A 24,994-nucleotide genomic window follows, 5' to 3' on the forward strand; every position below is an offset into this window, starting at 1 on the left:
TTCTTTTAGGGGCAAAGCTGGGCGCTTCAGGAGGTGGAGTTTGCCTTCAGCAGTCATTTGCCGAAGGCAGGCTCAAAAAGCGATGTACTCCGCTTCGATTTCTTAGGCAGGTGACCTGTCCGGTTGAAGGATAATGTGCTAAGAAAGATATTCACAACTTGGCGTTAGTTCCCACCCCATAAAAAACCCTCTTAGAACAGAGGGTGAATAGACACTTAAAATATATCTAATTTTTTTATTCTCCGAGCCGCTTCCTGCAGCCGCTCATCAGATGTCAACAGCCCTACCCTTACATAACCTTCCCCATATTCTCCAAAGCCGATTCCAGGTGCTACGGCAACATAAGCCTTTTCCAGTAGCAGGTCAGCGAATTCTTCGGAAGTATATCCTTCCGGCACCTTCAACCAGGAAAAAAAAGACCCTTTGGGTGACCTTACATCCCAGCCTATTTCCTGAAGGCTTGAAATGAATATATCTCTTCTTTTTTCATACATGGCACTTATTTCTTTAGCAGCCTTCTGTGAACCTAAAAGTGCTTCCGTAGCAGCATCTTGTACAGCACCGAACAGACTGACATATAGGTGGTCCTGCATCAAATTGATCGCTTCTATCACCGATGCATTTCCTACAGCAAACGCAATCCGCCAACCAGCCATATTATATGTTTTGGAGAATGTGTAAATTTCAACGCCTGTTTCTTTTGCCCCATCGACTTGAAGAAAGCTCAAAGGTTTTTTTCCATCGAATCCAATGCTCCCATAAGCAAAGTCATGAACGACACAAATGTCATGTTTGGCAGCAAATTCGACTGTTTGCCGGAAGAATGTTTCATTGGCGACTGCACCTGTTGGATTATTCGGATAGTTCAGTATCATCATTTTTGCTTTTTTTGCTGTTTCTTCCGAGATGCTGTCGAAAGAAGGGAGGAAGTCATTTTCTTCTTTTAACGGCATCATTTCCATATGTACGTTCGCAAGGGTGGCACCAGACCAATAATCCGGATAACCTGGATCGGGAACCAGCATCGTATCACCTGGATTCAAAAGGCATTGAGGCAGCTCAACAAGGCCTGCTTTCCCCCCGAATAAGATAGCTATTTCTTTTTCAGGGTTGAGAAGGACACCGTATTCTCTTTGATAAAATTCAGCAGCAGCCTTTTTCAATTCCAGTTTCCCGCGAAAAGGAGGGTATTTATGATTTTCAGGATGGTCAGCCGCCAGCTTGAGGCGTTCCACGATATGTTTAGGGGTCGGCTGGTCGGGGTTTCCCTGGCCCAGGTTAATCACATCATGGCCTTTTGCCCTTATGCTATTCACCTTTTGAACAAGCGATGCGAAAAATTGTTTTGGCAGACTTTTAAGAAGCCGGGACTGTTCGAACGTTTTCAACAATATCACCTTTCTTTATTAAGAGTATTTTCATAGCTAGGATTCTATTAATCAAGATGTTATCCTTTCACATACCGCATGTAAAGGACAGATAGAAAAAGAGAGCCATTTAAAGGCTCTCACTGCGAAAAATATCCACTCAGACCTTTCGAAGCCTACCTATCTCTTCTGCCAACGCCTGCATCTCACTTGGACTAAAATGTTCTTTTTTCATGACCATCTCGTAAATTTCGCATAATTCTTCATACATTTCATTGTTGATGTTTTCCGGCCTCATGGCCGCTGCATTGACCATACGTAACTTTTCTGTAATTTGGCCAATGATATACTCAATATTCTCAGGTGTGTTCTTGGATAGATCCACTCGTTTCATCCTCTCGGGCTATATTATGATTATAATGATTTCACGCACGCGATCCGTTGTCAATATAAAATGCCTTTCCGATACCGGAAAGGCAGAAAAGTTTATGCAGACTCTTTTCTTGCTTCAGCTTTTTCTTCTTTAATTTTATCCAAGGTTCTTTTAGTCTCATATACTACAACGCCTGATAGTCCCAATAGCCCGATCAAGTTCGGAATGGCCATGAGTCCATTCATGACGTCGGCAAATGTCCAGACAATGTCGAGGCTTGTGACAGCACCGACAAAGACCATGGCAACGAAAACGATGCGGTAGTAAATGACGCTTTTGACGCTGAAAAGATAGGAGAAACATTTTTCTCCATAATAGGACCAGCCCAAGATAGTAGACGAGGCAAAGAATAATAGACCAAGAGCAACTATGATTGAACCTGTATTCCCCAGAAAGTGGCCGAATGATGCGGAGGTCAAATCACCGGCTGCAATATCTCCATCATACAGTCCTCCCATGACAATTGTGATACCTGTGATGGAACAGATGACCAAAGTATCGATGAACACTTGTGTCATGGATACAAGAGCTTGTCTTCCAGGCAAATCTGTTTTTGCTGCGGCTGCCGCAATCGGAGCAGAACCAAGACCCGCTTCATTCGAGAAAATACCTCTAGCGACCCCGTAACGGATAACCGCACCGATGGCACCGCCCGCGACGGCTTTTCCAGTAAATGCATCAGATAGGATAAGTGCTACTGCTCCTGGAATCAGATTAATATTCATGATTAAAACAATAAGTCCTCCGATGATGTAAAATGCAGCCATGAATGGAACAAAAAATGCAGTAACCTTACCGATACTTTTTATTCCTCCGATAATGGAGAGGCCGGCAAATATGACCAAAGCCAAACCAGTTATCCATTCGTTAATATTAAAGGTGGTCTTTACAACAGTAGAGACTGCATTTGATTGAACGAGATTTCCGATTCCAAATGCGGCAAAGGCTCCAAAAATTGCAAACAGGACGCCAAGCCACTTCTGTTTAAGCCCGCGTTCCAAATAATACATGGGTCCGCCTGACATGAGACCGTTCTTATCTACTATTCTGTATTTGACGGCAAGAATAGCCTCGGCATATTTGGTGGCCATTCCGAAAAATGCGGATATCCACATCCAAAATACGGCTCCAGGCCCACCCAATACTACAGCCGTCGCAACACCGACAATATTTCCTGTACCCACAGTTGCTGCAAGTGCTGTCATAAGCGCCTGGAAATGGGATATATCTCCTTCGGAATTCTTGTCTTGCTTGAAGCTAAATGCAAGTTTCAAAGAATATGGCAGCATCCTCATTTGGAGAAAACCGATCCTGATGGTCAAATAAATTCCTGTTCCTAGAAGTAGGATAATGAGCGGCAGCCCCCAAACTAAACCGCTTACATATTCGAGAAACGCTAAAATCTTTTCAGACATTTTACTCCCCCCCTAATGAATTTTATACTAGGATAATTTCCATATACCAATCTTCTGAAAAAATAGAAGGATTGTCAAGTTGATTTATTCATTTGGAAAAATGTTTTGCTAAGATAGAGAAAGGTAATTATAAAAACAACAGATAAAGCATGAAGTAACGAGGAGTGTTTCAATTGGGAATGAAAAAGGTAAAGCGTCGAAAAGAAAGAAATAAAATAATAGATTTTGGAACAGAGATGGCAAGAAGAATCAGTGATAACGATGTGACCGGTTTTGCTGCCCAACTTTCCTATTTTTTTCTTTTGTCTCTTTTTCCGATGCTGATCTTCCTGTTCACACTCCTGCCATATACTCCGCTGACCCAGCAGGATATATTTCATTTGATCAAAGATTTTGCTCCGGCTGAAACCTACACAATGATCAAAAGGACGATATCGGGAATTATGGATAACCGCAGCAGCGGACTGTTGTCCGTCGGGGTGATAGCTACTCTTTGGGCAGCTTCCAAAGGAATGAATTCCTTAATGAAGTCTTTAAACAGAGCCTATGATGTGGAGGAAAAACGTTCTTTCATAGTGAGCAGAGGTTTGTCCATCTTATTGACAATAGCCATGATTTTTGTTTTTATCCTTGCATTACTTTTGCCTGTTTTTGGTAAACAGCTCGGTTTATTTATTTTTTCTTATCTGGGCTTTTCAGGTGAGTTTCTGAAAATTTGGAGCGTTATACGGTGGGTGCTGACTCCAGTGATCTTATTTTTAGTTTTTCTAGCAGTTTATTATTTAGCGCCAAGTGTGAAAGTCCGGTTTGCAACCGCTGTCCCGGGTTCGATTTTTGCAAGCATTGGTTGGATTGTAGTTTCACTCGGTTTCTCATTTTATGTATCAAACTTTGGAAATTATACAGCAATGTACGGAAGTATCGGAACGATCATCGTCTTGATGCTGTGGTTTTATTTCTCGGCCATCATTATTATGATCGGAGGAGAAATCAACTCTTATTTTACGGATATTCAGGGAAGATATAATGAATGAAATGATTGGATTGGGGCTGGCAGGCTTTGATGTGTCCGTTACAAGGGAAAAATTGGTATAATTCATTTGTGATTTTTGGCGAAAACAAAGGGGGAAAATGATGATGGAATTTCGGATGAAAGATGGAGGATTTTTTACGGAGCTTCCGTACGGAAGACTTGAAGTTTCAGGGGATGAAAACTATGGGTTCAGGCCCTATCAATTATTGGTTTCTTCATTAGCGGTTTGCAGCGGAGGTATACTGCGCAATATATTGGAGAAAATGCGGTTAGATGTACATGATATTCAAATTACAACAAATGCTGAAAGGAACAAAGAAAAGGCCAATAGGATTGAAAAGGTTTCTCTGCATTTCAAAATCACAGGGACGGGGCTCAGGAAAGATAAGCTTGAAAGAGTGATGGAACTTACAAAAAAGAACTGTGCCATGGTTCAATCTGTTGAGGGATCTATAGAGGTGAGTGAAACTTTTGAGATCATCGAGGTTTAAACCGCTAGTTAGGAGGAGCATAAGCGGATGATAAATAAGATATTTTTAATCTTGATTGCCATAGGGTTGCCGGTATCGGTTGTAGGGTCCATGATGCATTGGCCAAGTGCAGTGATGTTTGGCGTCTATTGTTTAACTATCATTGCTCTTGCCGGAGTTATGGGAAGAGCGACTGAAAGCTTGTCCATTGTGGCGGGACCGCGAATCGGCGGATTATTGAATGCCACTTTTGGAAATGCAGTGGAGCTTATCATTTCTATTTTCGCCTTAAAAGCTGGGCTAATTAGTGTAGTCCTTGCATCTTTGACAGGATCGGTCATAGGTAACCTGCTGCTAGTGGGAGGGTTATCCTTTTTCATCGGGGGCTTAAGGTACAAAAGACAGGTATTCAGTATCTATGATGCGCGGCATAACGTCGGGTTATTGATGTTTGCTATAATTGTCGCCTTTATGATTCCTGAATTATTCACAACTAACATGAATGATCAAAAGACAATGGCACTGAGTATCGGCATTTCCATTATCATGATCATCCTCTATATGGCTGCTCTTTTTTTCAAGCTGGTAACGCATCGCGGGGTGTATCCCGCAACTACACATCAAGGTGTACAACACGCTGAAGAAGTAGAGGAGGAAGTTCCTGAGTGGTCCAAATGGAAGGCGATTATTATACTCGCCCTTGCTACACTGGCAGTCGCCTATGTGTCTGAAAAGCTTGTGCACACCTTTACAGCGGTTGGAGAACAATTTGGCTGGTCGGAGCTGTTTATTGGGGTCATTATCGTAGCCATTGTCGGGAATGCAGCCGAGCATGCTTCAGCTATCATCATGGCATATAAAAATAAATTGGAAGTGGCTGTGGAAATTGCAATCGGATCCACTCTTCAGGTAGCTATGTTTGTAGCCCCGATTCTTGTACTTGCCTCCTTGTTTTTCCCAACAAATATGCCTCTTGTATTTACTGTTCCGGAGCTTGTGGCGATGGCAACAGCTGTCTTGCTATCTATTGTCATTATTAATGATGGAGAATCCAACTGGTTTGAAGGGCTTACGATGCTTGCGGCATACTTGATCATGGGAATCGGATTTTATTTGCTTTAACAGGGATAATCCTTCAGGTTTATGAAAAAATAACTATAATATCATTTTATGCCGCTTACACGAAAGGAGTAAATGCAACATGAAACGGCATCTTATCATCCTGAAGGTATTCATCCTACTGGTTTTTTTATCGATACCTGCAACGGAAACAGCAGCTAAAAAGGAAAATAGTAAACCAAAGGGGCTGGAGGTCCCTTCCTCTGTTGTGAATATAAGCAAGGAAAACACTTTTGCAAACCCAACACCTGACCTGCCCCGCCTGCAGCCCAGCAATTTTGCCAAGGAGCTGTTGGAATCATCTAAGATTAAAATAGAAAATCCGAAGCTGATCCGGATGCTGAACGAATCAGCTGCGACAAAGTCGCCCTTCTCATTTGGTGCCAGAGCAACCATTTTTTTAGGTGAATGGCCTTTAAACTATAAATCAGAAGAAACAGCTCCTAACTGGCAATATCAAAAGGTGAATACAAATTTCTATGATAACCGCGGAGGAACAGGCAATTATCAAATACATTATGTACAAGAAGCGCAAAAAATAATTAAAGGCGGCCTTACAGCCAAGGTCGTCCAAGCAGAAGATGTGCAAAAAATGATGCAGCAAAAAGCGTATGAGAAAGTAAGGCTTCCGCTTGCTTTTGAGACGGCAGTTGGTGGGGGTACGAAACATCACCAGGTTTACAATATACCTCCGACGAGAACGGGATATTTATATGCTTATGCACCGGCAGTCCATGAAAAGGGCAGCCTTACGTTTGGAGAGGTCTATCTGGTCATGAAAGGTTCAAAGTACAGAATCATTGTTAAGAATGTCACTTCCCAGGAAATCGGTGCCTGGATACCGATCCAGGATCATTTAAGCTTTTCTTTTGAAGCAAGACAGTAAGGTTCAGGCGCATGCCTGGCCTTTTTTATTGATTATGTAAAAATATAGGTTCAAAAATAATAAAGCTGTAAAAAGATCAGTTTTTTATATGGGGTCGGTTTCAAAATAACGCAACTTGCTTTGGTTGATGATACATATTTTACGGACCCAACCCAATATAAGTTACAGATTTAATCGGTACGCACTGCCAACGCCTCTTTTGTTTTTTAGTACAACATATCCATATTTATTTACATAATGATGAAGAATTCAAAAGAGGGATTCATGCTTGGGAGATTTACACTTTATATAAAGGGGGGAAAAAACAAATACCCGACTCTTCGTCCGGTATTTGATACTTTCCGGCGACCGCAATACTTTTTGGAAAAGTCCACCATGGATGAATCACTCCGCTAAGGAAAAATCTAAGGGAAAAGAGTGAAAGGCGGATTATCATAAATGAGACGATGGATGCTAATATTGCCTCTATTCTTCCTTGTGTTTTTTCAGGCGAACGCTGCGGAGGCTATATCCAACAATGCGATTCATTGGGGATTTAAAAAAGGAAGCGGAGGGAAACAGGCAGAGGCCGGGGAGGCGTATGACCGCCTTCTGGAAAAATATGATGCATTTTATAAAGGCAACCCTAGGGACAAGGTTTTGTATTTAACCTTCGATAATGGATATGAAAATGGCTATACGGAAAAAGTATTGAACGTATTGAAAAAAGAAAGAGTTCCAGCAACATTTTTTGTGACAGGACATTATTTGGAGAGTGCCCCAGATCTGGCCAAGAGGATGGTGAGGGAAGGACATATCATCGGAAACCATTCATGGAGCCACCCGGACATGACACGGATTAGTGTTGAAAAAATCCAAGAAGAGTTGGAAAGAGTCAAAGAAAAAACAGCAGCCCTGACTGGACAGACCGAAATGCAGTATTTGCGTCCACCCCGCGGCATTTTAAGTGAAAGGACTTTAAAAGTCGCAAGGGAACAGGGGTATATCCATGTTCTTTGGTCACTTGCCTTCAAAGACTGGCAGACAGACCAGCAAAAAGGATGGAAATATGCTTATGACAACATCATGGCGCAAGTACATCCCGGGGCAGTGATGTTGCTTCACACAGTATCAAAAGATAACGCCGATGCATTGGAGAAGGTCATCAAAGATTTAAAAAAAGATGGGTATTCATTCAAAAGTTTGGACGATTTTATGATGAGGGAGAAAATGGATAATCCTATCATATCACACTAAGCCTGGGTTTCCCGGGCTTTTTATGTTTTTTTATATAAGGAGTGGGTAAAGTGTAAAAACAATAATAAAGAGGAGGAAGATGACATGTCAAAAGAAGAGCGGAATGAATATTTCAAAGAGCGTGCAGGCACAGATGATGCAAGATTCCACGTCGTACCGCATGAAGAAGAGAATTGGGCAGTCAAAAAAGAGGGGATGGAAGAGCCACAGTGTACATCCGCTTCCAAGTCCGAAGTAATAGAAGAGGCAAAAAGAATGGCCAAGGAAGCGGGAACCATGGCGTATATCCATGATGAGGACGGGAAAATCGACAGGCAGTATAATTATGAAGATTAGCCGAGTTGTTCTATAATGAAGGCAGTTCAAATCCATCGAAAGCGGAGCTGTCTTCTTTTTACTATTTATATAAAGGGTGTTGCTGATTTGTGGGAGGAAAAAGTTGTTATAGATGGACCTTATCATTTTGACTTGGCTTTGGAGAGACTTGCTAAAGATCCGTTGAATAAGGTCGATAAGGATAAACGCTTGATTCGGGTTCCGATTTATAAAGAGGAGCCGGAAGTGGCCGATGTTCATGCTGTGGGGACGACAGACAAACCCGGTTTTATCATTAGAGGAAAAAGTCCTCATTCCAAACAACAGGTAATGAAAAAAATTACCTCTGTATTTCAATGGGATTTACCTCTTTTTGAAATTCATCAGCATTTTACAAAAACAACATTGAATAATATTTTTGAAAAACACTTTGGGACGCCGATCGTACTGGAATTTTCATTGTACCCTGCTTTGATAAGGCCGATCATTCATCAACAGGTAAACATGTCATTTGCCATTTCTCTCACTGAACAATTTGCGAAAACTTTTGGCTTTGAAATAGAGGGCGTGCCCTTTTTTCCATCACCTGAAACAGTCGCCCGTTTAAATGTAGGTGAACTGCGTAATCTTCGATTCAGCCAACGAAAAGCAGAATATATCATCAATCTTTCAAAAATGATTGTCAGCGGAGAATTAAAGCTTTCAGAGCTGGCAGAAAAGCCCGATAATGAGGTGATAAAGGAACTGGTAAGGATAAGGGGGATAGGACCATGGACAGCACAAAGCTTTTTATTATTTGGCCTGGGAAGGAAAAACCTTTTTCCCATGGCAGATATAGGATTGCAAAATGCAATCAAGAAGCTTTACCTGTTAGACCGAAAACCTACATACGAAGAAATGGAAAATTACAGTAAAGATTGGCATCCTTATTTGAGTTACGCTTCTTTCTATTTGTGGAGAAGTATTGAATAAGAGAAGTATGCCGTCGATTGCCACCGGACTGAACAACCTCATACCTGGCGGGGACTGTGAAAATAGGAAGGCACATATGCACCTTCCTACTTCCGCTTTGCCCTTTGGTCAGCGTCTTCAGACCTTGCTAACGCCTTTATGTCATCCTGGTCCGCAAGCTCCCTGGAAAATTCGATATCATGTCCGTCACTCTTCAACTGCTTTGGAACTTGAGGCAGCTTTTGCTTGTTTTTATCGCGGGTCTTTTGATTTCGTGAGCGTCCCATTTTTTGACTCCTTTTACTGAGCATTTGCAGAGTATTGCCTGCCTATATATTATTTGCTGCTCACACTTTTTCACTCATGAAAAAATTATCTTCGCCCTTTTTGTGTATATCCGCCGGCCTGATCCGCCCGTTTGAATTCCCGTTGGTAAAGAACCTCCTGGGTTGCCGAAAGCTTATTTTTTAACCTGTATTCCTGCTTTTTCTTCAACCTGCACACCTCCTAAGTAATTATTATCAGCTTTGCCCTAGCGCATCATTCTAATACAGCCACGTACCTGTCCATTTATGATAAAATAGAAATGAGTTGATATGGATGAGGGTGAAAAAAATGCCCGTTATCACCAAAATATCTGTCCAAAAGAAAAATCAAAGCCGTTATAATATTTTTCTTGATAAAGTGTATGCTTTTGCCGTAGATGAAGATACCCTAATCAAATATCATCTTGTAAAGGGCAAGGAATTATCGGATCAGGATCTAACCCGGATCCAACATGAAGACGAAATCCGAAAGGCATATCATTCAGCGATACAATTTTTATCCTATCGTATGCGCTCCGCTCTTGAAATCCGGGTTCATTTGCAAAGAAAAGAATGGTCTGATTCCATCATCGATGCAGTTTTACAGGAATTAACGGATAGGAAATATATAGATGATTATGAGTTTGCCAAAGCTTATGTGCGGACATATGCCAATTCAGGGAAAAAAGGCCCGATTGTCTTGAAGCGTGAGCTTACAAATAAAGGGATTTCCGAAGACACGATAAATGCAGCGTTGGAAGAATATAATAAAGAACATCAAGTTGAAGATGCCATCCGTCTAGGCGATAAATATGCTGTACAATATAAAAAGTTATCGGAAAGAATGCTTAAACGAAAGTTGGAATATATATTATCAACGAAGGGCTTCCCGTTTGACATCATCCAGGCAGCCTTGGAAGCCATAGATTATGAAAAGGACGAGGAACTGGAATGGAAAACCCTTAAGGGAGAAGCTGAGAAAGCGAAAAGGCGCTATAAAAGATTTACAGGTCACGAATATAGGCAGCGGATGCAGCAGGCCCTGTTCCGCAAAGGATTCACGATAGATATGATTAACCGGTTTCTGGATGAAGACACCGGTGAAGAATGAACAAGGATGGGTACTGAAATGGAAAATGAAAAAAGATACAGTCAAATGAATGAAGAGGAACTGAAAAAAGAAATAGCCCTTATGAAGGAAAAGGCCCGTAAAGCAGAACAGATGGGTATGGTGAATGAATTTGCAGTCTATGAAAGAAAAGCGGTTATGGCCAAGTCCTATCTTTTAAATCCTGATGATTTTAAGCCTGGAAAAATATATGCAATTGAAGGCGATCCGGGCGCCTATTTTAAAATTGATTATATGAATGGTGTTTTTGCATGGGGTTACCGTTTAGGCGGATCGGGAAAAGAAGAGGCTCTGCCGATTTCATTACTAAAATAAACCAGCACAGCGATCCATTGCCGCTGTGCTCGTTATTTTTATGAGAAATATGAAGAAATCACCGTTTGTATCGTTTGACGGCATCTCTCTCTAATATGATTTGTTCTTGGGTCTGCTGTGTCTGCCCGTTTACTTGTGATCCTCCATGTTTTGGGCGGTACCAACCTCTGTTAAATGGTGTAAGTTCGCGGTTCATATGAGATTGTCGGTTTTTTTGCAAGGCCCTGCCTCCTTCGCCATCATGATTGATTACGCTCGTCTTCCCTTGCACCGGATGCTCTCATTCTTGCCTGTGGGTCAGTGTTAGTCGTTCCATCGGCACGCTTTGAACCAAATTCGGGTTTCGCACGTGGTTCTCCTTCAAACCTGTGATTGTGGCCATATGGGAAATCTTTTGCTTTGTTGCGCAATCGTCATCGCCTCCTATATATGCGGGAAAAGAACCGCATACTGTTATTTTGACTAGCGGTCGGAAAAATACGACTGGAAAAAGGAGCGAGTTTCATGAATGATTATTATGAAAGGTTAGCCAGCCTATTATTGGAAAAGAACTCCAATTTATCCTATGGTAGGGCAAGGACTTGGGTGGAACTGTTATGGGAGGATTTCGAAACAACATATGCGAAGGCAGGAAGTGCATATCAAGGGAAAGCAGTCGCTGAGAAGGTTGTCAGAACATGGATTATTCAGTATGGGGACAAATTGCATGAATTTGCCGCTCTGAACCCAAAATATGCTCAGATGCTGAGTGACGAAAAGGATATACTTCATTAAAAAACAGTGTAAAAAAAGCTGAAACTTTTTTTACACTGTTTAAAAAGAAACGATTGACCGGCGAGGGTATCTTTTTGCCAATGCCAGCGGCTGGAAAACTTCGAAAAAGCTCTGCTTTTTCTGCCGGAGGAAATCGATTCGGAATAGGGCCCTTTCATCACCTTGATTCGCGTCCCTCATTGAGGACAGCTCCCAGTCTGTACGCCGTACAAGGGTGCTTAATCCTTTTTTAAATCAATCTGTGGCAACTCGTAATTTTTTTCTTAGTTTTTCTTCGCTGTAAACCCAGCCGGTATACGAGGTGATAATGTCGAGATCATCCGTTAGCTTAACAATAGCGACAAATGGGTAATGACCATTGCTGCGGTATCTGAGATCGATAAAACGTACTTCAGTAAAATCGTCATATTTTTTGAGTTCCCATCGGTAGACAGGGGAGAATGATAAAAAAGCTGAAACATTCTTGTCTTTTTTGGCAGCCCTGAAAATTTCCGTATCAGGAACAGGAATGCGTTTAAACTTGTCAAAGATGGTGACGGATCTTCTATAAGCTCTTCCCACATAAAAGTGGTCCTTGGTTGTGACAGCAATCCGCCATTGGTTAAAATGTATCGTGGAAGCGATGATAATCCGGTCTGCATCAGGTACCGTTCTTATTACTGCAGATTTTACCATTTGCTGCATGATATACCGTAGGAGGTAATAAAGAGCCATAATTACATATATGACAAGAAAGGTGTTTCCTGGGTTACCTCCCAGCATCCAAATGACAATCCCAATTACATGGATTCCGAATATATAAGGGTCAAATGTGTTGATCATTCCAAGTGCCACCCATTTTGATGATAATGGCCGGAGGGCCTGGGTACCATAAGCGTTGAATATATCTACAAAAACGTGTAATGAAACGGCAACAAGCGACCAGATCCACAAATGGGCCAAATTCGATCCCGGAAAAATCAGATGTACAAACACTGCGACAAGTATTGACCATAATAGAACAGCTGGAAGCGAATGGGTGATTCCCCTATGATTCCGTATATATACTGCGTTATTTTTAAGTTTTAAAAAAGTATCGATATCAGGAATTTGCGAGCCGATGATTGCAGCAACGAGCACACTCTGAGTGTTAACAGTAGTTTCCGCCACAACTGGATCAAGTGTGGCCAGCCCGCCAATTGCAAATCCCATCACTACGTGAGTAGCTGTGTCCAATCTGGGTCCTCCTCTGTGAAGGGATTTCTTTATATATTTTAGTGCCAGGCCATATAGGGCCAGGCCGTTTTCCTATGGCAAGACTCAAGAATTATCTGTGAAAAGGGTTCACTGAGTCTTTTTTGTGTGTATCTGTGTATCATACTAATTACTATGAAGGAATTGCAATAGATAAAAATTGATATATACTTTCGAATCATTATTCCCGTTAAAAAGGATGAATAAACTGTGAAAAAAAGCAGTAACAACCCGAAACAAAAGATACAAGAAAAGATCGATCGAATGGATATAGAAGCATTTCAAAACGACCTGGTCCAATGGTTTCAAGAGGAGCAGCGTAACCTTCCGTGGAGAAAAGACAATGATGCATATAGAGTATGGGTTTCTGAAGTCATGTTGCAACAAACAAGAGTGGATACTGTTATCCCATATTATAACCGCTTTTTGGAAAAGTTTCCAACCATCGAATCATTTGCAGACGCTGATGAAGAGTCCATTTTAAAAGTTTGGGAAGGCCTTGGATACTATTCAAGAGTGCGAAATTTGCATACAGCCGCCAAGGAAGTAGTGTCCAAATACGGCGGCAGGGTCCCTGATACAAAAGAGGAAATTTCAAAGCTAAAAGGTGTAGGGCCATATACCGCTGGCGCCGTACTCAGTATTGCATATGGTAAGCCGGTTCCCGCTGTTGATGGAAACGTTATGAGAGTCTTGTCGCGTATATTATTGATTACAGATGATATTGCCAAACCAGCATCAAGAAAAATCTTTGAAGAGGCCGTGGAAGAATTGATGTATCATGATCATCCATCCCATTTTAATCAAGCTTTAATGGAACTCGGAGCCCTGATTTGCACACCTAGTTCTCCCTCCTGCCTGCTATGCCCTGTCAGGGAGCATTGTCAAGCTTTTGCTAAAGGAGTACAGGAACAATTGCCTGTAAAAACGCGCAAGAAAAGTACAAGACATGAAGACATTGTGGCTGTTGTACTCAAAGATGAGGAAGACAAAATTTTGATTAATAAACGTCCCGAAAAAGGGCTTTTAGCCAATTTATGGGAGTTTCCAAACTTAAAAGTTGTTCCGCTTCTTGACGGATGGGAGATTTTGCAGGACTTCTTATCAACGGAATATTCGATGGATGCTGTCATTGAACAGGAAGATTTTACTGTCGTGCAACATGTTTTTACACATTTGACATGGAAAATTAATGCCCATGAGGGAAGGCTGAAGAGCGGTAATATCGATGGAAATGAAACACTTAAATTTGTAACGGAAGAGGAATTGGAGGAATTGGCTTTTCCCGTTTCCCACCAAAAAATTTGGCAGGCCTATAAAGAACGAGTCCAGTAACTATGCACACGGCAGATTCACGTGTAAAATATGTTTGAGTAAATGGAAAGGTGGATACACATGAGCAACAAAGTAGCACTTGTAACCGGCAGCAGCCGCGGGGTTGGAAAGGCCGCCGCACTGGCTTTGGCTGAAAATGGATACGATATTGTCGTCAACTATGCTAGAAGCAAAAAAGCTGCCCTTGAAGTGGTTGAGGAAATTGAAAAGATAGGGAGAAAAGCTATTCTTGCTAGGGCGAATGTGGGCGATGTCGAAAAAATTAAAGCGATGTTCCAGCAAATTGATGAGGAGTTCGGCAGGCTTGATGTCTTAATCAATAATGCCGCATCTGGTGTATTGCGTCCTGCAATGGAGCTTGAAGAATCCCATTGGGACTGGACTATGAACATAAACAGTAAAGCACTGCTTTTTTGTGCACAGGAAGCGGCCAAGCTGATGGAAAAAAGCGGAAGCGGTAAAATAGTCAGCTTAAGCTCGTTGGGATCTATCCGTTATTTGGAAAATTATACAACAGTCGGCGTGTCTAAAGCTGCCGTTGAGGCATTGACGAGATATCTGGCAGTGGAACTTTCCCCAAAAAATATCGTGGTGAATGCTGTTTCGGGCGGTGCCATCGATACTGATGCATTGAAGCATTTTCCAAACCGTGAAGAGCTCTTGGAAGATGCGCGTAAAAACACTCCCGCTGGCCGGATGGTTGAAATCGCTGATATTGTCAAAACCGTCATGTTTTTGGTATCCGACGATGCTTCAATGATTAGAGGCCAAACAATCATAGTGGATGGCGGCCGCTCCATTTTAGTGTAAGTACGGAAAATATATTTCCAAAAAGGTTGGATAACAACTTTCATCTCTGGATACTCTAAGGTATGTGGAGGTGAGAACTGTGGCTAAAAAACCAAATCAATCTGAAACAAACGTACAAAAAGTAAGACAGCAAAACGCACAATCAGCTGGAGCACAGGGCCAATTCGGTACCGAATTTGCAAGTGAAACAGACGCTCAGCAAGTAAGACAGAAAAACCAGCAAGCCGAAGCTCGCAAGGGACAAAACGCCGGAAACTTCGGTCAGCAGTAACAAAACATATAAAAATGGGAGGCCGCTTTCAAGGAAAGCGGCCTCCTATTTTTAGTTGAAATGTGCTTCGGTTTTAAAAAAGAGCAGGAACCGTTATAATAAACAATATCAATCCATATACAAATACATTTGAAATTTAGCAGCCAGCCCGGCCTCTGAAAGGACTGCAGCGACCTTTTTAAAGCAGGTATCAAGTTTAAATCGGGGCGCTTCTGCTTTTCGTAGAAAGTAGGGGAGACGATGGACATACCCACGGAAGGATCGAATATCCAAATACAGAGCTATAAACATAACGGAAATATTCACCGGATATGGGCAGAGACAAAAGTGCTAAAGGCCACGAATCACTTGGTCATTGGGGGAAATGACCGGACGCCGGTGACGGAATCGGACGGAAGAACGTGGATTACAAGAGAACCTGCCATTTGTTATTTTCATGCGGATCTCTGGTTCAATATCATTGCTATGATCAGGGATAACGGCATTTATTATTATTGCAACCTTGGTTCTCCCTATGTTTATGACAAGGGGGCATTGAAGTACATAGATTACGACCTTGATGTAAAGGTCTTTCCCGACATGACGTTCACACTTCTTGATGAAGATGAATATGACCACAACCGAAAGCTTATGGGGTATCCGGATGTGATCGATCATATTTTAAAGAAAAATGTCGAGAAGCTGGTTCGTTGGATCAGGCAGCGCAAAGGGCCTTTTTCTCCGGAATTTATCGATATTTGGTACGACCGTTATCTTACATATCTAAACTGATATATTCCTGTTGGCATGTTTTTCAACAGGTTTTATTTTTTTGCATTATAAGGGAGGAGCCGCATGGGCGTTATTAAAAGATATATGGCATTTGTAAAGCCATACCGTTGGAGAATTATAGGGACGTTGCTGATCGGCATTATCAAATTTGCCATTCCGCTCTTGATTCCTTTTTTAATGAAATATGTCATTGATGATATCATTGCCGTCAGTGATATGACTGCAGATGAAAAGACTCATAAATTAATGATCACGATGATCATCATGCTGGTCATCTTTGCTGTTATTCGTCCGCCTATCGAATATTACCGGCAGTATTTTGCCCAGTGGACTGCAAGTAAAATTTTGTACGATATCCGAGACAGGCTCTATACGCATATACAAAAGCTGAGCTTCAAGTTTTATTCCAATACCCGGGCGGGTGAAGTCATTTCACGGGTCATTAATGATGTCGAATCAACAAAGGATTTTGTCATCACTGGCCTTATGAATTTATGGCTTGATGCGGCTACGGTTGTCATTGCGATTGGAATCATGCTTACAATGGATATTCCGCTCACTTTTGTATCGCTTGCAGTATTTCCGCTTTATATAATTTCTGTCAGATATTTTTTCGGTAATTTACGAAGACTCACTCGGGAACGGTCGCAAGCACTCGCGGAAGTCCAAAGCTATCTGCATGAGCGCGTTCAAGGGATGTCGGTAATCAAGAGTTTTGCCATTGAGGACCATGAGCAAATACAATTTGATAAAAACAACTCGAAGTTTTTACAAAAGGCCATCAAACATACGAGTTGGACGGCGAAGGCTTTTGCAGTTGTCAATACGATCACTGACATTGCCCCGCTGATCGTCATTGCGTACGCCGGCTATCAAGTTATTCACGGAAATTTAACGCTCGGGACTATGGTTGCTTTCATGGGGTATGTCGAGCGTCTTTATAACCCGCTCCGCCGCCTTGTCAACTCATCCACGACCCTTACACAATCCATCGCTTCAATGGACAGGGTGTTCGAGCTTGCTGATGAAAAGTATGACATTGATGACGCACCGGATGCTTTTGAAGTAAATGAAGTTAAAGGGAATATTCAATTCGATGATGTAACATTTGCCTACGATAAAGATGAAAAGCCAGTATTAACAAACATCAATCTAAATGTAAAACAGGGTGAAACCATTGCGCTAGTCGGGATGAGCGGAGGAGGAAAGTCATCCCTCGTAAGCTTGATTCCAAGATTTTATGACGTTTCTGAAGGAGCTGTACTCCTTGACGGGACAGATATCCGGAAATTCAAGGTCAGGAGTCTAAGAGATAAAATCGGAATGGTGCTGCAGGATAATATTTTATTCAGTGATTCCGTAAAAGAGAATATCCTTCTTGGGGAGCCGGAAAGCACCGAAGAAGAAGTGATACGGGCTGCGAAAGCGGCAAATGCTCATGATTTTATCATGGGATTGCCAAATGGTTATGAAACTACTGTCGGTGAAAGGGGAGTTAAACTGTCCGGGGGCCAAAAACAGCGGGTTGCAATTGCTCGGGTCTTTTTGAAAAACCCGCCAATCTTAATCTTGGATGAAGCTACATCGGCGCTTGACTTGGAGAGTGAGCACCTCATTCAGGAAGCATTGGATAAACTTGCAAAAAATAGGACGACATTTGTTATTGCCCATAGGCTGTCAACGATAACACATGCAGACAGGATTGTGCTTATTGAACATGGAAAAATTGTTGAAGTTGGCACGCATCAGGAGTTAATGGAGAAAAAGGGACATTATTATAATTTGTTCCAGGTTCAGCAATTAAGCTAGAAAAAGATGATATTGGGAGGCTTGTAATGGACGTGGGAAATTTGATTGGAAGAGGGGCCTTGATGCATAAATGAAACTTTGTTATTGGCTCGTCCCGTCAAAACGTGAAAAGGGCTCCGTCATGAACTCAAGTCATGGGTCCTCTTCAATCTCAAAAAACTGAAAAAAGGTCAGTCAACAGGGGATCAATATCACCTAAAGCCAAGCTGAACATAGAAAACAGCCGCGAATCTTAATCCGCGGCTGTTTTTCATTTATTCACATCAACTTGACTTTCATCTTCATGATAGGTCTGAAAGGCTCTGATTAATTTATCCAACTGTTCCAATTGCTCTTCATACTCAATGATGGCAGAAAGGATACGCATCAGATGATAGGGCTGGAAGACGTCTTCCGGATCACTTTTTCGAATTTCATTAATAAACGAATCACGGAGCTGATCTCTGTCAGTTTCTCCATATAGGGCATCATCCAAATCTGCCTCCTGCCGGACTTTACCCAAATATTTTAAAAGCAGCTGTTCGTGGTAACTAAGCAGGTAATCGATTCTTTCCCGTGTTTCCACTTGCAGATGTTCCGGAAGTTTATACAAAATATTTTCATACTTTCGCTGTAGCTTTAATATATCAAAGCTTTTTTGGGTTGTCTGGATCATTTGCCGGTAAATGACAAGCTTTCGAATCTTTGCCCAGTCTGATTTTTTAAAATAACGCCGTTCCTCTTCATACATGGAATAGAGCTGGTTGACTTGGGTGATCCTTTTTTTGATACTGCCAATATCCTGCTTCAACAGCTGATCTTCAGAAGCGAATCTTGTGGTCAGCCTGATCCATTTTAAAATGTCCTCTGTGACACCGGAAATGCTTTGGAACAGCTTTGTCTCATATTTTGGCGGCAGAAAGATAAAGTTTACAACAAAAGCTGAAAGAATTCCGATAAATATGGAAAATGTACGTAACGATGCAATATATAAAAACTGTTCGGAAGGTGCTTCCATAATGACAATGAGCGTTACAAGTGCCAGCCTAATGGAGTTTTCGAGTTTCAGCTTCACCATGATAACTATCGCCACTATTGCTGCCAATCCGACAATTAATAAATGGCTGCCGAACAAAAGGTAAAACGTAACGGCCAATAAAGCACCGATGATGTTTCCCTGTACCTGTTCTACGACTGACAGATAGGATCGGTATATTGTCGGCTGGATGGCAAATATTGCAGCAATGCCGGTAAAAATAGGTGAAGGCAGATTAAGAAGCTGTGCAATATAAAGTGCTAACGTAATAGCAATTCCCGTTTTTAGCATTCGGGCACCTAGCTTCATACAAATAATTCCTTTCTATGCTTTGGGATAAGTTTCCCTTATTTCATGTTTTTAAAAGCTTTTTCCACAGCGGAAATTGTATAATTCACGTCTTCCTCTGTGTGGGCGGTAGTGAGAAACCAGGCTTCAAACTTCGATGGAGCAATGTTGATTCCTTCATTCAGAAGTTGTTTAAAGAACACAGCAAACATTTTACCATCAGTTGCCTCAGCCTGTTCATAATTAGTCACTTTTTCCTTTGTGAAATAGATGGACAAGGCCCCTTTAATCCGATTGATTGTTATGGAGATCCCATATTTTTCAGCTGCCAGTAGAATTCCCTGCTCAAGTATCATTCCAAGGCGATCCAATTCCTCATATACGCCTTTTCCCTGTAAAACTTCCAGGCAAGCAATTCCTGAAAGCATAGAAGCAGGATTTCCAGCCATTGTTCCTGCCTGATAAGCAGGACCAAGAGGAGCGACGCCTTCCATGATTTCCTGTTTTCCGCCATATGCACCGATCGGGAGACCTCCTCCGATAATCTTACCAAGTGCAGTCAAGTCCGGTGTGACCCCGAGCAAATTTTGAGCACCCCCATACATAAAGCGGAATCCTGTAATGACCTCATCATAAATGACTAGCGCCCCGTAATTATGAGCCACTTCATTCACTTTTTCAAGAAATCCGGGCTTTGGTTCAACCATACCAAAGTTTCCGACTATCGGTTCTACAAGGACAGCAGCAATTTCATCTCCCCATGTGTCCATAGCTTTTTTGAAGTCTTCCATATGATTGAATGGGACAGTAATGACCTCCCGGGCGGTGCTTTTAGTAACACCTGCGGAATCAGGCATACCAAGCTGTGAAGGACCGGATCCCGCTGCTACAAGGACAAGGTCGAAATGCCCGTGGTAGCACCCAGCAAATTTTAAAATTTTGTCCCGGCCAGTATAGGCACGTGCAACCCTGATTGTGGACATGACGGCTTCCGTACCGGAGTTGACAAATCGCACTTTATCCATGGACGGAATAGCCTCTTTGAGCATTTTTGCAAATTTTACTTCATGAGGTGTCGCAGTTCCATATAAAACCCCAGTTTCTGCAGCCCGTTTGATCGCTTTAGTGACATGGGGATGAGCATGTCCCGTGATAATCGGGCCGTATGCAGCCAAATAGTCAATATAGCGGTTCCCATCCACATCATACAAATAGGCACCTTCCGCCTTTTCTATGGCAATCGGAGCTCCGCCACCAACCGCTTTGTAAGAACGGGATGGACTGTTTACACCGCCTACTATATGTTTTAGTGCTTCGTTATGTATGGCTTCTGACTTTGTAAAAATCATGCAGGTTTCCTCCAGTGTTAAAATACTAACTTTCATTGTAGTATGTTGATTGTTTTAGCGCAATCTACAGGCCCAGCTTGAGTATTCGTCCGCATATAAATAAAAATTTTCACGTATATTGAATGAGGGACAAGAGAAAAGGCTGGTGTCAGCGAATGTGGCATATTCTTTTTTTGGGAGTGTTAATTTGCATCATCATGGCTCTAAGACTGTTGTTTTTTCCCGCCCGTTTCAAATATAAAGAAGTTTCATTTGAGAACTTTATTTTTTTGGGCATTACATATATTGTCATTATGATTGGCTTCGGTATTCTTTATCTCTTGTTGGATATGAGAGGCTTGATTGTATTTTATGATGTGTACCAAAATGTTGATTCAGTGGGTCATTTTCTTTCAAAACTAGAAACCTCCATCTACTTGAGTGCAGTCACTCTTTTTTCTGTCGGCTTCGGTGATGTTATACCAGTGGGAATTGGACGGCTTCTTGTCATCATTGAGGCATTGCTCGGCTATACGATTCCGGCGGCTTTTGTCGTGCGTACCTTCGTCGATTTCGACCCTTCCTCCAGAAAATAAAACAATGGGGAAAATTTGTATTTCATCCTAATATTTTGTACGCTAATAAAAGATGATATTTAAAGGAGGCGGATTTCATGACAGTAAAAGAAAAGGAAATGGCACCCGATTTTAGACTACCGGCAAGTAATGGGAAAGAAGTGGCATTATCCGACTACCGAGGAAAAAAGAATGTTCTTCTATATTTCTATCCGAAGGATATGACACCTGGCTGTACAGTGCAGGCATGTGACTTCAGGGACATGCATGAGGATTTTTCAAGCTTGGATGCAGTGGTTTTGGGAGTCAGCCCGGATCCATTAGCAAGCCATGATAAGTTCATCGAAAAACACGGCTTGCCGTTTTTACTATTGGCAGACACAGAGCATCAAGTTGCAGAGTTGTATGAGGTATGGAAATTAAAGAAAAACTTCGGCAAAGAATATATGGGAATTGAGCGCTCCACTTTTATCATCGACAAACAAGGAACTTTGGTCAAGGAGTGGAGAAAAGTTACGGCGAAAGGGCATGCCGAAGAAGCATTGGAATACATAAGAGAAAACCTTTCATAAATAATATTTTTGAAAAAAACGGTCTTTCATCGGACCGTTTTTTTATTGCCCATTTTTTGATTGCATCCGGCTATTGTCCATTCCAAAAATAATAAAATACATAGCTTATAGTACAGGGCATACCTCCTCAGTTAATATAAACGATTTTCGGACTGCTAAAAGCAGTCCTCTTTTTATGAAATTCATGAAGGTTCCATAGGCAGAAGGTTTATTTTACCCATACCATTACATAAACCTGTTAAAATAATATTTAATACCACAAACTGGATGGAGGGGCAATATTGAGAATTTATACTAGGACGGGTGACAAAGGAATGACTTCTTTGGTATATGGTACTCGCATTCCCAAAAATGATATGCGTGTCGAAGCATACGGAACGTGTGATGAGGCCAATTCAACAATTGGTTTGGCACTAAGTTTTTTACTAAACGAGAAGGAAGCGGAAATAATAGAGGTTAAGAAAGCATTTCACCGTATTCAAACCGTACTGTTCCATGTCGGAGCAGAATTGGCTACACCTGAAGGAAAAGAAGTGAAGTGGAAGCTGACGGAAGAGGATATTAAAGATCTTGAAAAGATTATCGATCGCTGGGATCAGGAACTTCCGTCTTTAAAAAACTTTATTTTACCGGGAGGACATCCTGCAGGGGCTGCTTTTCACGCGGCAAGAACCGTTGTCAGAAGGGCTGAAAGATGCGCTGTGGCGATAGGGAATACAAATCCCCTTGTCCTCTCATATTTAAATCGATTGTCTGATCTGCTTTTCGTTGCAGCACGGTACGTAAATACAAAGCTTGCGGCACCTGAGTATACTTTGCATGAAAACTAGATGAAGCCATTGACAAAAAACCTTTTCTACTAGTACACTATTTATAAGGATTATAAAGTGATAATGAATTTTTTATGAGAAATGAGGTGCATGGCGATGTTAGACGAACAATTAAAAGATGCGATTGAAACGTTGAAAAAAACAGGAGTCCGGATTACACCTCAACGTCATGCGATTTTAGAATATTTAATCCAGTCAATGTCACATCCGACTGCTGATGATATTTACAAATCTCTTGAAAGCAAATTTCCAAATATGAGTGTCGCAACAGTTTACAACAATCTGCGGGTTTTTCGTGAAGTCGGACTCGTTAAGGAGCTAACTTACGGTGATGCTTCCAGCCGTTTTGATTTTGTGACATCTGATCATTACCATATTATTTGCGAAGAGTGCGGAAAAATCGTCGACTTTCATTATCCGGGACTCGATGAGGTTGAACAATTGGCAGCTCATATGACAGGGTTCTCTGTTGGTCACCACCGCATGGAAATATACGGAGTCTGCCCTGAATGCAGCCAAAAAAAAGCACATTAAAAAAATCGCCTAAAATAAAGGCGATTTTTTTATTTCTTCTTTTTTCTATTATAGCTTTCATCAAATTCTTTTCCCTCAAGTTCAGGGTCCACAGTCAAAGGTTCACGGCAATGCATGCACATATCCACCCGGCCAAGTATTTTTGTGGGCTTCCCGCAATTCGGGCATTCGACTTGCAGTGCCTTTGTAGAAAGCATACCGATCCAAAAATAAACAACGGTGCTCCCAATGATGGCGAGCAGCCCCAATATCATAAAAATTGTCATGACAATCGGATGCTTTTGAAAGAAAATACCTACATACATGATAATGAATCCGATAAATACAAGACTTAACGCAAATGTGCGGATCTTATTGATTTTATTCGAATATTTTTTTGTCATTCAAAGCCCTCCCAAAAATAAACTATACCACAAAGCCGGAAGAAATCGTGTCCTCGAAACCAACAAATTGAAGAAGAAGGAAAAACAATTAATCCTGTCGAAATAAATAAAAAGTGACAGCATCACTGATTCCAGCTCTTTTTGGGGGAATGAAAATGGAAGAACTTATTCGGCCATTAGTGAAGCATTGCGCTTCCCAGCCAACTACAGTTGCTGTATTGTTGGTTGACCACATAAAAGAATTGACGTCTGAGGATTTGTTTGATGTAATCGTTTATGCGGTGGCGGCCAATCAGAAGAATCCGGAACAGTGCAGACATTTTTATGTAAAGGGTGTACGGGTCGGTCTTTTTATTGTTGATGAGGGCCAGTTTCGCAATAAAATCTTGTCCGATTCATATTCATTACAGTTACTATATAGAAGTAAAGTACTGTTCGAACGTGATCATTATATAGATAGCGTAAAGAAAGAAACATCGAATTACGATCCTAAAATGAAAATAGGCTTGGAGTTTGCTGAATTAATACAATCATACACAATGGGAAAGAACATGTTTGAGGATGGACATTTTCTGAATGCTTATCATCTTCTTGTGAATTCATTGCACCAACTTGCAAGGATTGCTCTTATTGAAAAGGGTATTCAGGAAGATTCAGCACTTTGGATGAAAGTAAAAAATGTTGAGCCGGAAATACTAAAGATTTTCGAGGAACTCATCAAAAGCGAAGAGCCAATCGAAAAAAGATTGGAACTTATTTTTTTGGCTAGCAGCTTTTTAATTTACTCGAAAACGTTAAAAGGATCTGAACACATTTTGGAAGTTCTCAGCGAAGGCGGAATGTGGAGCTATGAAATGATCGCACAGCATCCCCGAATTAAATTATATGGCGCCAGTTTGGGAACGTTTCTGGAATATTTAATAGAAAAAGAATTGATTGTAACTGTACAAGTTGAGTCAGTATTTACAGGGATATATGAGCGCTATTATCAAGTTGAAAAAAACTGTTGACATGAAATATATTGTTTGATATATTAGTAGACGTCGCTGTTAAGCAACTGCATAGGCGATGAAAAGAAAACAAATTAATTATAAAAAACATATTGACATAAGACTTGTGTCTGTGTTAATATAAAAAAGTCGCTCAAGAGAGCAACTTCAAGTTTGATCTTTGAAAACTGAACGAAACGAAACGTCAATAATTTTGATTGAAACAATGGATAATATCCATTGCCAGCTTTTGAGCTGACAAACTTCTTATACGAGAGTTTGATCCTGGCTCAGGACGAACGCTGGCGGCGTGCCTAATACATGCAAGTCGAGCGGATGAAAGAGAGCTTGCTCTCTGGATTCAGCGGCGGACGGGTGAGTAACACGTGGGCAACCTGCCTGTAAGACTGGGATAACTCCGGGAAACCGGGGCTAATACCGGATAACTTCTTTTCCCGCATGGGGAGAGGTTGAAAGACGGTTATGCTGTCACTTACAGATGG

At 41.5% G+C, this 24,994-nt stretch carries 32 protein-coding genes and 1 rRNA gene; 21 read left to right on the forward strand and 12 right to left on the reverse strand.

Features of this window, described 5'->3' with window-relative positions:
• Positions 1–215: 215 nt before the first annotated feature.
• The 3 genes from C509_RS0107130 to C509_RS0107140 form a co-directional block, all read right to left on the reverse strand.
• Positions 216–1,388 (reverse strand): pyridoxal phosphate-dependent aminotransferase, encoded by a 1,173-nt coding sequence (locus C509_RS0107130; RefSeq protein ID WP_018706231.1) that lies wholly within the window; start codon positions 1,386–1,388, stop codon positions 216–218.
• Positions 1,389–1,527: 139 nt separating this feature from the next.
• A complete protein-coding gene (locus C509_RS0107135; RefSeq protein ID WP_018706232.1) occupies positions 1,528–1,752 on the reverse strand; it encodes a DUF1128 domain-containing protein in 225 nt (74 codons plus the stop codon).
• Between the two features lie 101 nt (positions 1,753–1,853).
• A complete protein-coding gene (locus tag C509_RS0107140; protein ID WP_018706233.1) occupies positions 1,854–3,215 on the reverse strand; it encodes an alanine/glycine:cation symporter family protein in 1,362 nt (453 codons plus the stop codon).
• A gap of 173 nt (positions 3,216–3,388) precedes the next feature.
• Between C509_RS0107140 and C509_RS0107145 the strand changes: the two genes are divergently transcribed.
• From C509_RS0107145 to C509_RS0107180, 7 genes are all read left to right on the forward strand, one after another.
• On the forward strand, positions 3,389–4,249 hold the full coding sequence (locus C509_RS0107145) for a YihY/virulence factor BrkB family protein (protein WP_018706234.1): 861 nt from the start codon (positions 3,389–3,391) through the stop codon (positions 4,247–4,249).
• Positions 4,250–4,352: 103 nt separating this feature from the next.
• Positions 4,353–4,739, forward strand: coding sequence for an OsmC family protein (locus tag C509_RS0107150; protein WP_026319744.1), 387 nt, complete (start codon positions 4,353–4,355; stop codon positions 4,737–4,739).
• 27 nt (positions 4,740–4,766) lie between these two features.
• Positions 4,767–5,840 (forward strand): calcium/proton exchanger, encoded by a 1,074-nt coding sequence (cax, locus tag C509_RS0107155; protein WP_018706236.1) that lies wholly within the window; start codon positions 4,767–4,769, stop codon positions 5,838–5,840.
• Positions 5,841–5,919: 79 nt separating this feature from the next.
• Positions 5,920–6,723 (forward strand): YfkD famly protein, encoded by an 804-nt coding sequence (locus tag C509_RS0107160; RefSeq protein ID WP_018706237.1) that lies wholly within the window; start codon positions 5,920–5,922, stop codon positions 6,721–6,723.
• A 438-nt stretch (positions 6,724–7,161) separates the two neighbouring features.
• Positions 7,162–7,959 (forward strand): delta-lactam-biosynthetic de-N-acetylase, encoded by a 798-nt coding sequence (pdaA, locus tag C509_RS0107170; RefSeq protein WP_018706239.1) that lies wholly within the window; start codon positions 7,162–7,164, stop codon positions 7,957–7,959.
• A gap of 84 nt (positions 7,960–8,043) precedes the next feature.
• Complete coding sequence (locus C509_RS0107175; protein WP_018706240.1) at positions 8,044–8,295, forward strand: DUF2188 domain-containing protein; 252 nt, start codon at positions 8,044–8,046, stop codon at positions 8,293–8,295.
• An 87-nt stretch (positions 8,296–8,382) separates the two neighbouring features.
• Positions 8,383–9,246, forward strand: coding sequence for a DNA-3-methyladenine glycosylase family protein (locus tag C509_RS0107180; protein WP_018706241.1), 864 nt, complete (start codon positions 8,383–8,385; stop codon positions 9,244–9,246).
• Between the two features lie 86 nt (positions 9,247–9,332).
• Here the strand turns inward: C509_RS0107180 and C509_RS0107185 are convergent, their stop codons facing one another.
• Both C509_RS0107185 and C509_RS25475 read right to left on the reverse strand, forming a co-directional pair.
• The gene (locus tag C509_RS0107185; RefSeq protein ID WP_018706242.1) at positions 9,333–9,512 is read right to left on the reverse strand and encodes a YfhD family protein; all 180 of its coding nucleotides are present in this window, start codon (positions 9,510–9,512) and stop codon (positions 9,333–9,335) included.
• Positions 9,513–9,597: 85 nt separating this feature from the next.
• Complete coding sequence (locus C509_RS25475; RefSeq protein ID WP_018706243.1) at positions 9,598–9,720, reverse strand: YfhE family protein; 123 nt, start codon at positions 9,718–9,720, stop codon at positions 9,598–9,600.
• Between the two features lie 105 nt (positions 9,721–9,825).
• On the opposite strand from C509_RS25475, the gene recX reads away from it, so the two are divergent.
• Positions 9,826–10,641, forward strand: coding sequence for a recombination regulator RecX (gene recX, locus C509_RS0107195; RefSeq protein WP_245542445.1), 816 nt, complete (start codon positions 9,826–9,828; stop codon positions 10,639–10,641).
• A gap of 18 nt (positions 10,642–10,659) precedes the next feature.
• Entirely contained in the window at positions 10,660–10,974 is a 315-nt protein-coding gene (locus tag C509_RS0107200) for a YfhH family protein (protein WP_018706245.1), read from the forward strand.
• A 58-nt stretch (positions 10,975–11,032) separates the two neighbouring features.
• On the opposite strand, the gene C509_RS25480 is transcribed toward C509_RS0107200, so the two are convergent.
• Positions 11,033–11,170, reverse strand: coding sequence for a YpzG family protein (locus tag C509_RS25480; RefSeq protein ID WP_083934546.1), 138 nt, complete (start codon positions 11,168–11,170; stop codon positions 11,033–11,035).
• A gap of 43 nt (positions 11,171–11,213) precedes the next feature.
• Positions 11,214–11,384 (reverse strand): small, acid-soluble spore protein K, encoded by a 171-nt coding sequence (locus C509_RS0107210; RefSeq protein ID WP_018706247.1) that lies wholly within the window; start codon positions 11,382–11,384, stop codon positions 11,214–11,216.
• A gap of 94 nt (positions 11,385–11,478) precedes the next feature.
• Between C509_RS0107210 and C509_RS0107215 the strand changes: the two genes are divergently transcribed.
• Complete coding sequence (locus C509_RS0107215; RefSeq protein WP_018706248.1) at positions 11,479–11,748, forward strand: YfhJ family protein; 270 nt, start codon at positions 11,479–11,481, stop codon at positions 11,746–11,748.
• A gap of 39 nt (positions 11,749–11,787) precedes the next feature.
• Here the strand turns inward: C509_RS0107215 and C509_RS26060 are convergent, their stop codons facing one another.
• Together C509_RS26060 and C509_RS0107225 are read right to left on the reverse strand one after the other, a co-directional pair.
• Positions 11,788–11,928, reverse strand: a complete 141-nt coding sequence (locus C509_RS26060; RefSeq protein WP_018706249.1) for a hypothetical protein — start codon at positions 11,926–11,928, stop codon at positions 11,788–11,790.
• A 54-nt stretch (positions 11,929–11,982) separates the two neighbouring features.
• A complete protein-coding gene (locus C509_RS0107225; RefSeq protein WP_018706250.1) occupies positions 11,983–12,963 on the reverse strand; it encodes a metal-dependent hydrolase in 981 nt (326 codons plus the stop codon).
• A 282-nt stretch (positions 12,964–13,245) separates the two neighbouring features.
• On the opposite strand from C509_RS0107225, the gene mutY reads away from it, so the two are divergent.
• The 5 genes from mutY (at position 13,246) to C509_RS0107250 (ending at position 17,977) form a co-directional block, all read left to right on the forward strand.
• Positions 13,246–14,316 carry an A/G-specific adenine glycosylase gene (gene mutY / locus C509_RS0107230; RefSeq protein WP_033369840.1) on the forward strand — a complete coding sequence of 357 codons (1,071 nt, stop codon included), beginning with the start codon at positions 13,246–13,248 and terminating at the stop codon, positions 14,314–14,316.
• A gap of 60 nt (positions 14,317–14,376) precedes the next feature.
• Positions 14,377–15,126 (forward strand): enoyl-[acyl-carrier-protein] reductase FabL, encoded by a 750-nt coding sequence (fabL, locus tag C509_RS0107235; RefSeq protein WP_018706252.1) that lies wholly within the window; start codon positions 14,377–14,379, stop codon positions 15,124–15,126.
• A 79-nt stretch (positions 15,127–15,205) separates the two neighbouring features.
• Positions 15,206–15,397: a gamma-type small acid-soluble spore protein gene (locus C509_RS0107240; protein ID WP_018706253.1), complete on the forward strand. Its 192-nt coding sequence runs from the start codon at positions 15,206–15,208 to the stop codon at positions 15,395–15,397.
• Positions 15,398–15,637: 240 nt separating this feature from the next.
• Complete coding sequence (gene ntdP, locus C509_RS0107245; protein WP_018706254.1) at positions 15,638–16,168, forward strand: nucleoside tri-diphosphate phosphatase; 531 nt, start codon at positions 15,638–15,640, stop codon at positions 16,166–16,168.
• A 63-nt stretch (positions 16,169–16,231) separates the two neighbouring features.
• Positions 16,232–17,977: an ABC transporter ATP-binding protein gene (locus tag C509_RS0107250; protein WP_018706255.1), complete on the forward strand. Its 1,746-nt coding sequence runs from the start codon at positions 16,232–16,234 to the stop codon at positions 17,975–17,977.
• A gap of 250 nt (positions 17,978–18,227) precedes the next feature.
• Here the strand turns inward: C509_RS0107250 and C509_RS0107255 are convergent, their stop codons facing one another.
• Entirely contained in the window at positions 18,228–19,301 is a 1,074-nt protein-coding gene (locus tag C509_RS0107255) for an FUSC family protein (RefSeq protein ID WP_018706256.1), read from the reverse strand.
• Positions 19,302–19,339: 38 nt separating this feature from the next.
• A complete protein-coding gene (locus C509_RS0107260) occupies positions 19,340–20,629 on the reverse strand; it encodes a glutamate-1-semialdehyde 2,1-aminomutase (protein WP_018706257.1) in 1,290 nt (429 codons plus the stop codon).
• Positions 20,630–20,808: 179 nt separating this feature from the next.
• On the opposite strand from C509_RS0107260, the gene C509_RS0107265 reads away from it, so the two are divergent.
• From C509_RS0107265 to perR, 4 genes are all read left to right on the forward strand, one after another.
• Positions 20,809–21,204: an ion channel gene (locus C509_RS0107265; protein ID WP_342664515.1), complete on the forward strand. Its 396-nt coding sequence runs from the start codon at positions 20,809–20,811 to the stop codon at positions 21,202–21,204.
• A gap of 77 nt (positions 21,205–21,281) precedes the next feature.
• Positions 21,282–21,755 carry a thioredoxin-dependent thiol peroxidase gene (bcp, locus tag C509_RS0107270; protein ID WP_018706259.1) on the forward strand — a complete coding sequence of 158 codons (474 nt, stop codon included), beginning with the start codon at positions 21,282–21,284 and terminating at the stop codon, positions 21,753–21,755.
• Between the two features lie 281 nt (positions 21,756–22,036).
• Positions 22,037–22,585, forward strand: coding sequence for a cob(I)yrinic acid a,c-diamide adenosyltransferase (locus C509_RS0107275; RefSeq protein ID WP_018706260.1), 549 nt, complete (start codon positions 22,037–22,039; stop codon positions 22,583–22,585).
• A gap of 96 nt (positions 22,586–22,681) precedes the next feature.
• Complete coding sequence (gene perR / locus C509_RS0107280) at positions 22,682–23,119, forward strand: peroxide-responsive transcriptional repressor PerR (protein WP_018706261.1); 438 nt, start codon at positions 22,682–22,684, stop codon at positions 23,117–23,119.
• Positions 23,120–23,148: 29 nt separating this feature from the next.
• On the opposite strand, the gene C509_RS0107285 is transcribed toward perR, so the two are convergent.
• The gene (locus C509_RS0107285; protein WP_018706262.1) at positions 23,149–23,502 is read right to left on the reverse strand and encodes a YgzB family protein; all 354 of its coding nucleotides are present in this window, start codon (positions 23,500–23,502) and stop codon (positions 23,149–23,151) included.
• Between the two features lie 155 nt (positions 23,503–23,657).
• On the opposite strand from C509_RS0107285, the gene C509_RS0107290 reads away from it, so the two are divergent.
• Complete coding sequence (locus tag C509_RS0107290) at positions 23,658–24,512, forward strand: nucleotidyltransferase-like protein (protein ID WP_018706263.1); 855 nt, start codon at positions 23,658–23,660, stop codon at positions 24,510–24,512.
• A gap of 246 nt (positions 24,513–24,758) precedes the next feature.
• Positions 24,759–24,994 (forward strand): 16S ribosomal RNA (locus C509_RS0107300); the annotation flags it as partial.

The organism is Siminovitchia fordii DSM 16014 = CIP 108821 (assembly GCF_000374565.1).
Classification (GTDB): Bacteria; Bacillota; Bacilli; order Bacillales; family Bacillaceae_C; genus Siminovitchia; species Siminovitchia fordii.

Coding starts and splice junctions, on each gene's coding strand:
- fabL (WP_018706252.1), top strand. CDS start 14,377: ATGAGCAACAAAGTAGCACTTGTAACCGGCAGCAGCCGCGGGGTTGGA.
- mutY (WP_033369840.1), top strand. CDS start 13,246: ATGGATATAGAAGCATTTCAAAACGACCTGGTCCAATGGTTTCAAGAG.
- bcp (WP_018706259.1), top strand. CDS start 21,282: ATGACAGTAAAAGAAAAGGAAATGGCACCCGATTTTAGACTACCGGCA.
- C509_RS0107255 (WP_018706256.1), bottom strand. CDS start 19,301: ATGAAGCTAGGTGCCCGAATGCTAAAAACGGGAATTGCTATTACGTTA.
- C509_RS0107290 (WP_018706263.1), top strand. CDS start 23,658: ATGGAAGAACTTATTCGGCCATTAGTGAAGCATTGCGCTTCCCAGCCA.
- ntdP (WP_018706254.1), top strand. CDS start 15,638: ATGGACATACCCACGGAAGGATCGAATATCCAAATACAGAGCTATAAA.
- C509_RS0107140 (WP_018706233.1), bottom strand. CDS start 3,215: ATGTCTGAAAAGATTTTAGCGTTTCTCGAATATGTAAGCGGTTTAGTT.
- recX (WP_245542445.1), top strand. CDS start 9,826: ATGAGGGTGAAAAAAATGCCCGTTATCACCAAAATATCTGTCCAAAAG.
- C509_RS25480 (WP_083934546.1), bottom strand. CDS start 11,170: ATGAACCGCGAACTTACACCATTTAACAGAGGTTGGTACCGCCCAAAA.
- C509_RS0107200 (WP_018706245.1), top strand. CDS start 10,660: ATGGAAAATGAAAAAAGATACAGTCAAATGAATGAAGAGGAACTGAAA.
- cax (WP_018706236.1), top strand. CDS start 4,767: ATGATAAATAAGATATTTTTAATCTTGATTGCCATAGGGTTGCCGGTA.
- C509_RS0107285 (WP_018706262.1), bottom strand. CDS start 23,502: ATGACAAAAAAATATTCGAATAAAATCAATAAGATCCGCACATTTGCG.
- pdaA (WP_018706239.1), top strand. CDS start 7,162: ATGAGACGATGGATGCTAATATTGCCTCTATTCTTCCTTGTGTTTTTT.
- C509_RS0107185 (WP_018706242.1), bottom strand. CDS start 9,512: ATGGGACGCTCACGAAATCAAAAGACCCGCGATAAAAACAAGCAAAAG.
- C509_RS0107260 (WP_018706257.1), bottom strand. CDS start 20,629: ATGATTTTTACAAAGTCAGAAGCCATACATAACGAAGCACTAAAACAT.
- C509_RS0107150 (WP_026319744.1), top strand. CDS start 4,353: ATGGAATTTCGGATGAAAGATGGAGGATTTTTTACGGAGCTTCCGTAC.
- C509_RS0107160 (WP_018706237.1), top strand. CDS start 5,920: ATGAAACGGCATCTTATCATCCTGAAGGTATTCATCCTACTGGTTTTT.
- C509_RS0107175 (WP_018706240.1), top strand. CDS start 8,044: ATGTCAAAAGAAGAGCGGAATGAATATTTCAAAGAGCGTGCAGGCACA.
- C509_RS0107215 (WP_018706248.1), top strand. CDS start 11,479: ATGAATGATTATTATGAAAGGTTAGCCAGCCTATTATTGGAAAAGAAC.
- C509_RS0107250 (WP_018706255.1), top strand. CDS start 16,232: ATGGGCGTTATTAAAAGATATATGGCATTTGTAAAGCCATACCGTTGG.
- C509_RS26060 (WP_018706249.1), bottom strand. CDS start 11,928: ATGAGGGACGCGAATCAAGGTGATGAAAGGGCCCTATTCCGAATCGAT.
- perR (WP_018706261.1), top strand. CDS start 22,682: ATGTTAGACGAACAATTAAAAGATGCGATTGAAACGTTGAAAAAAACA.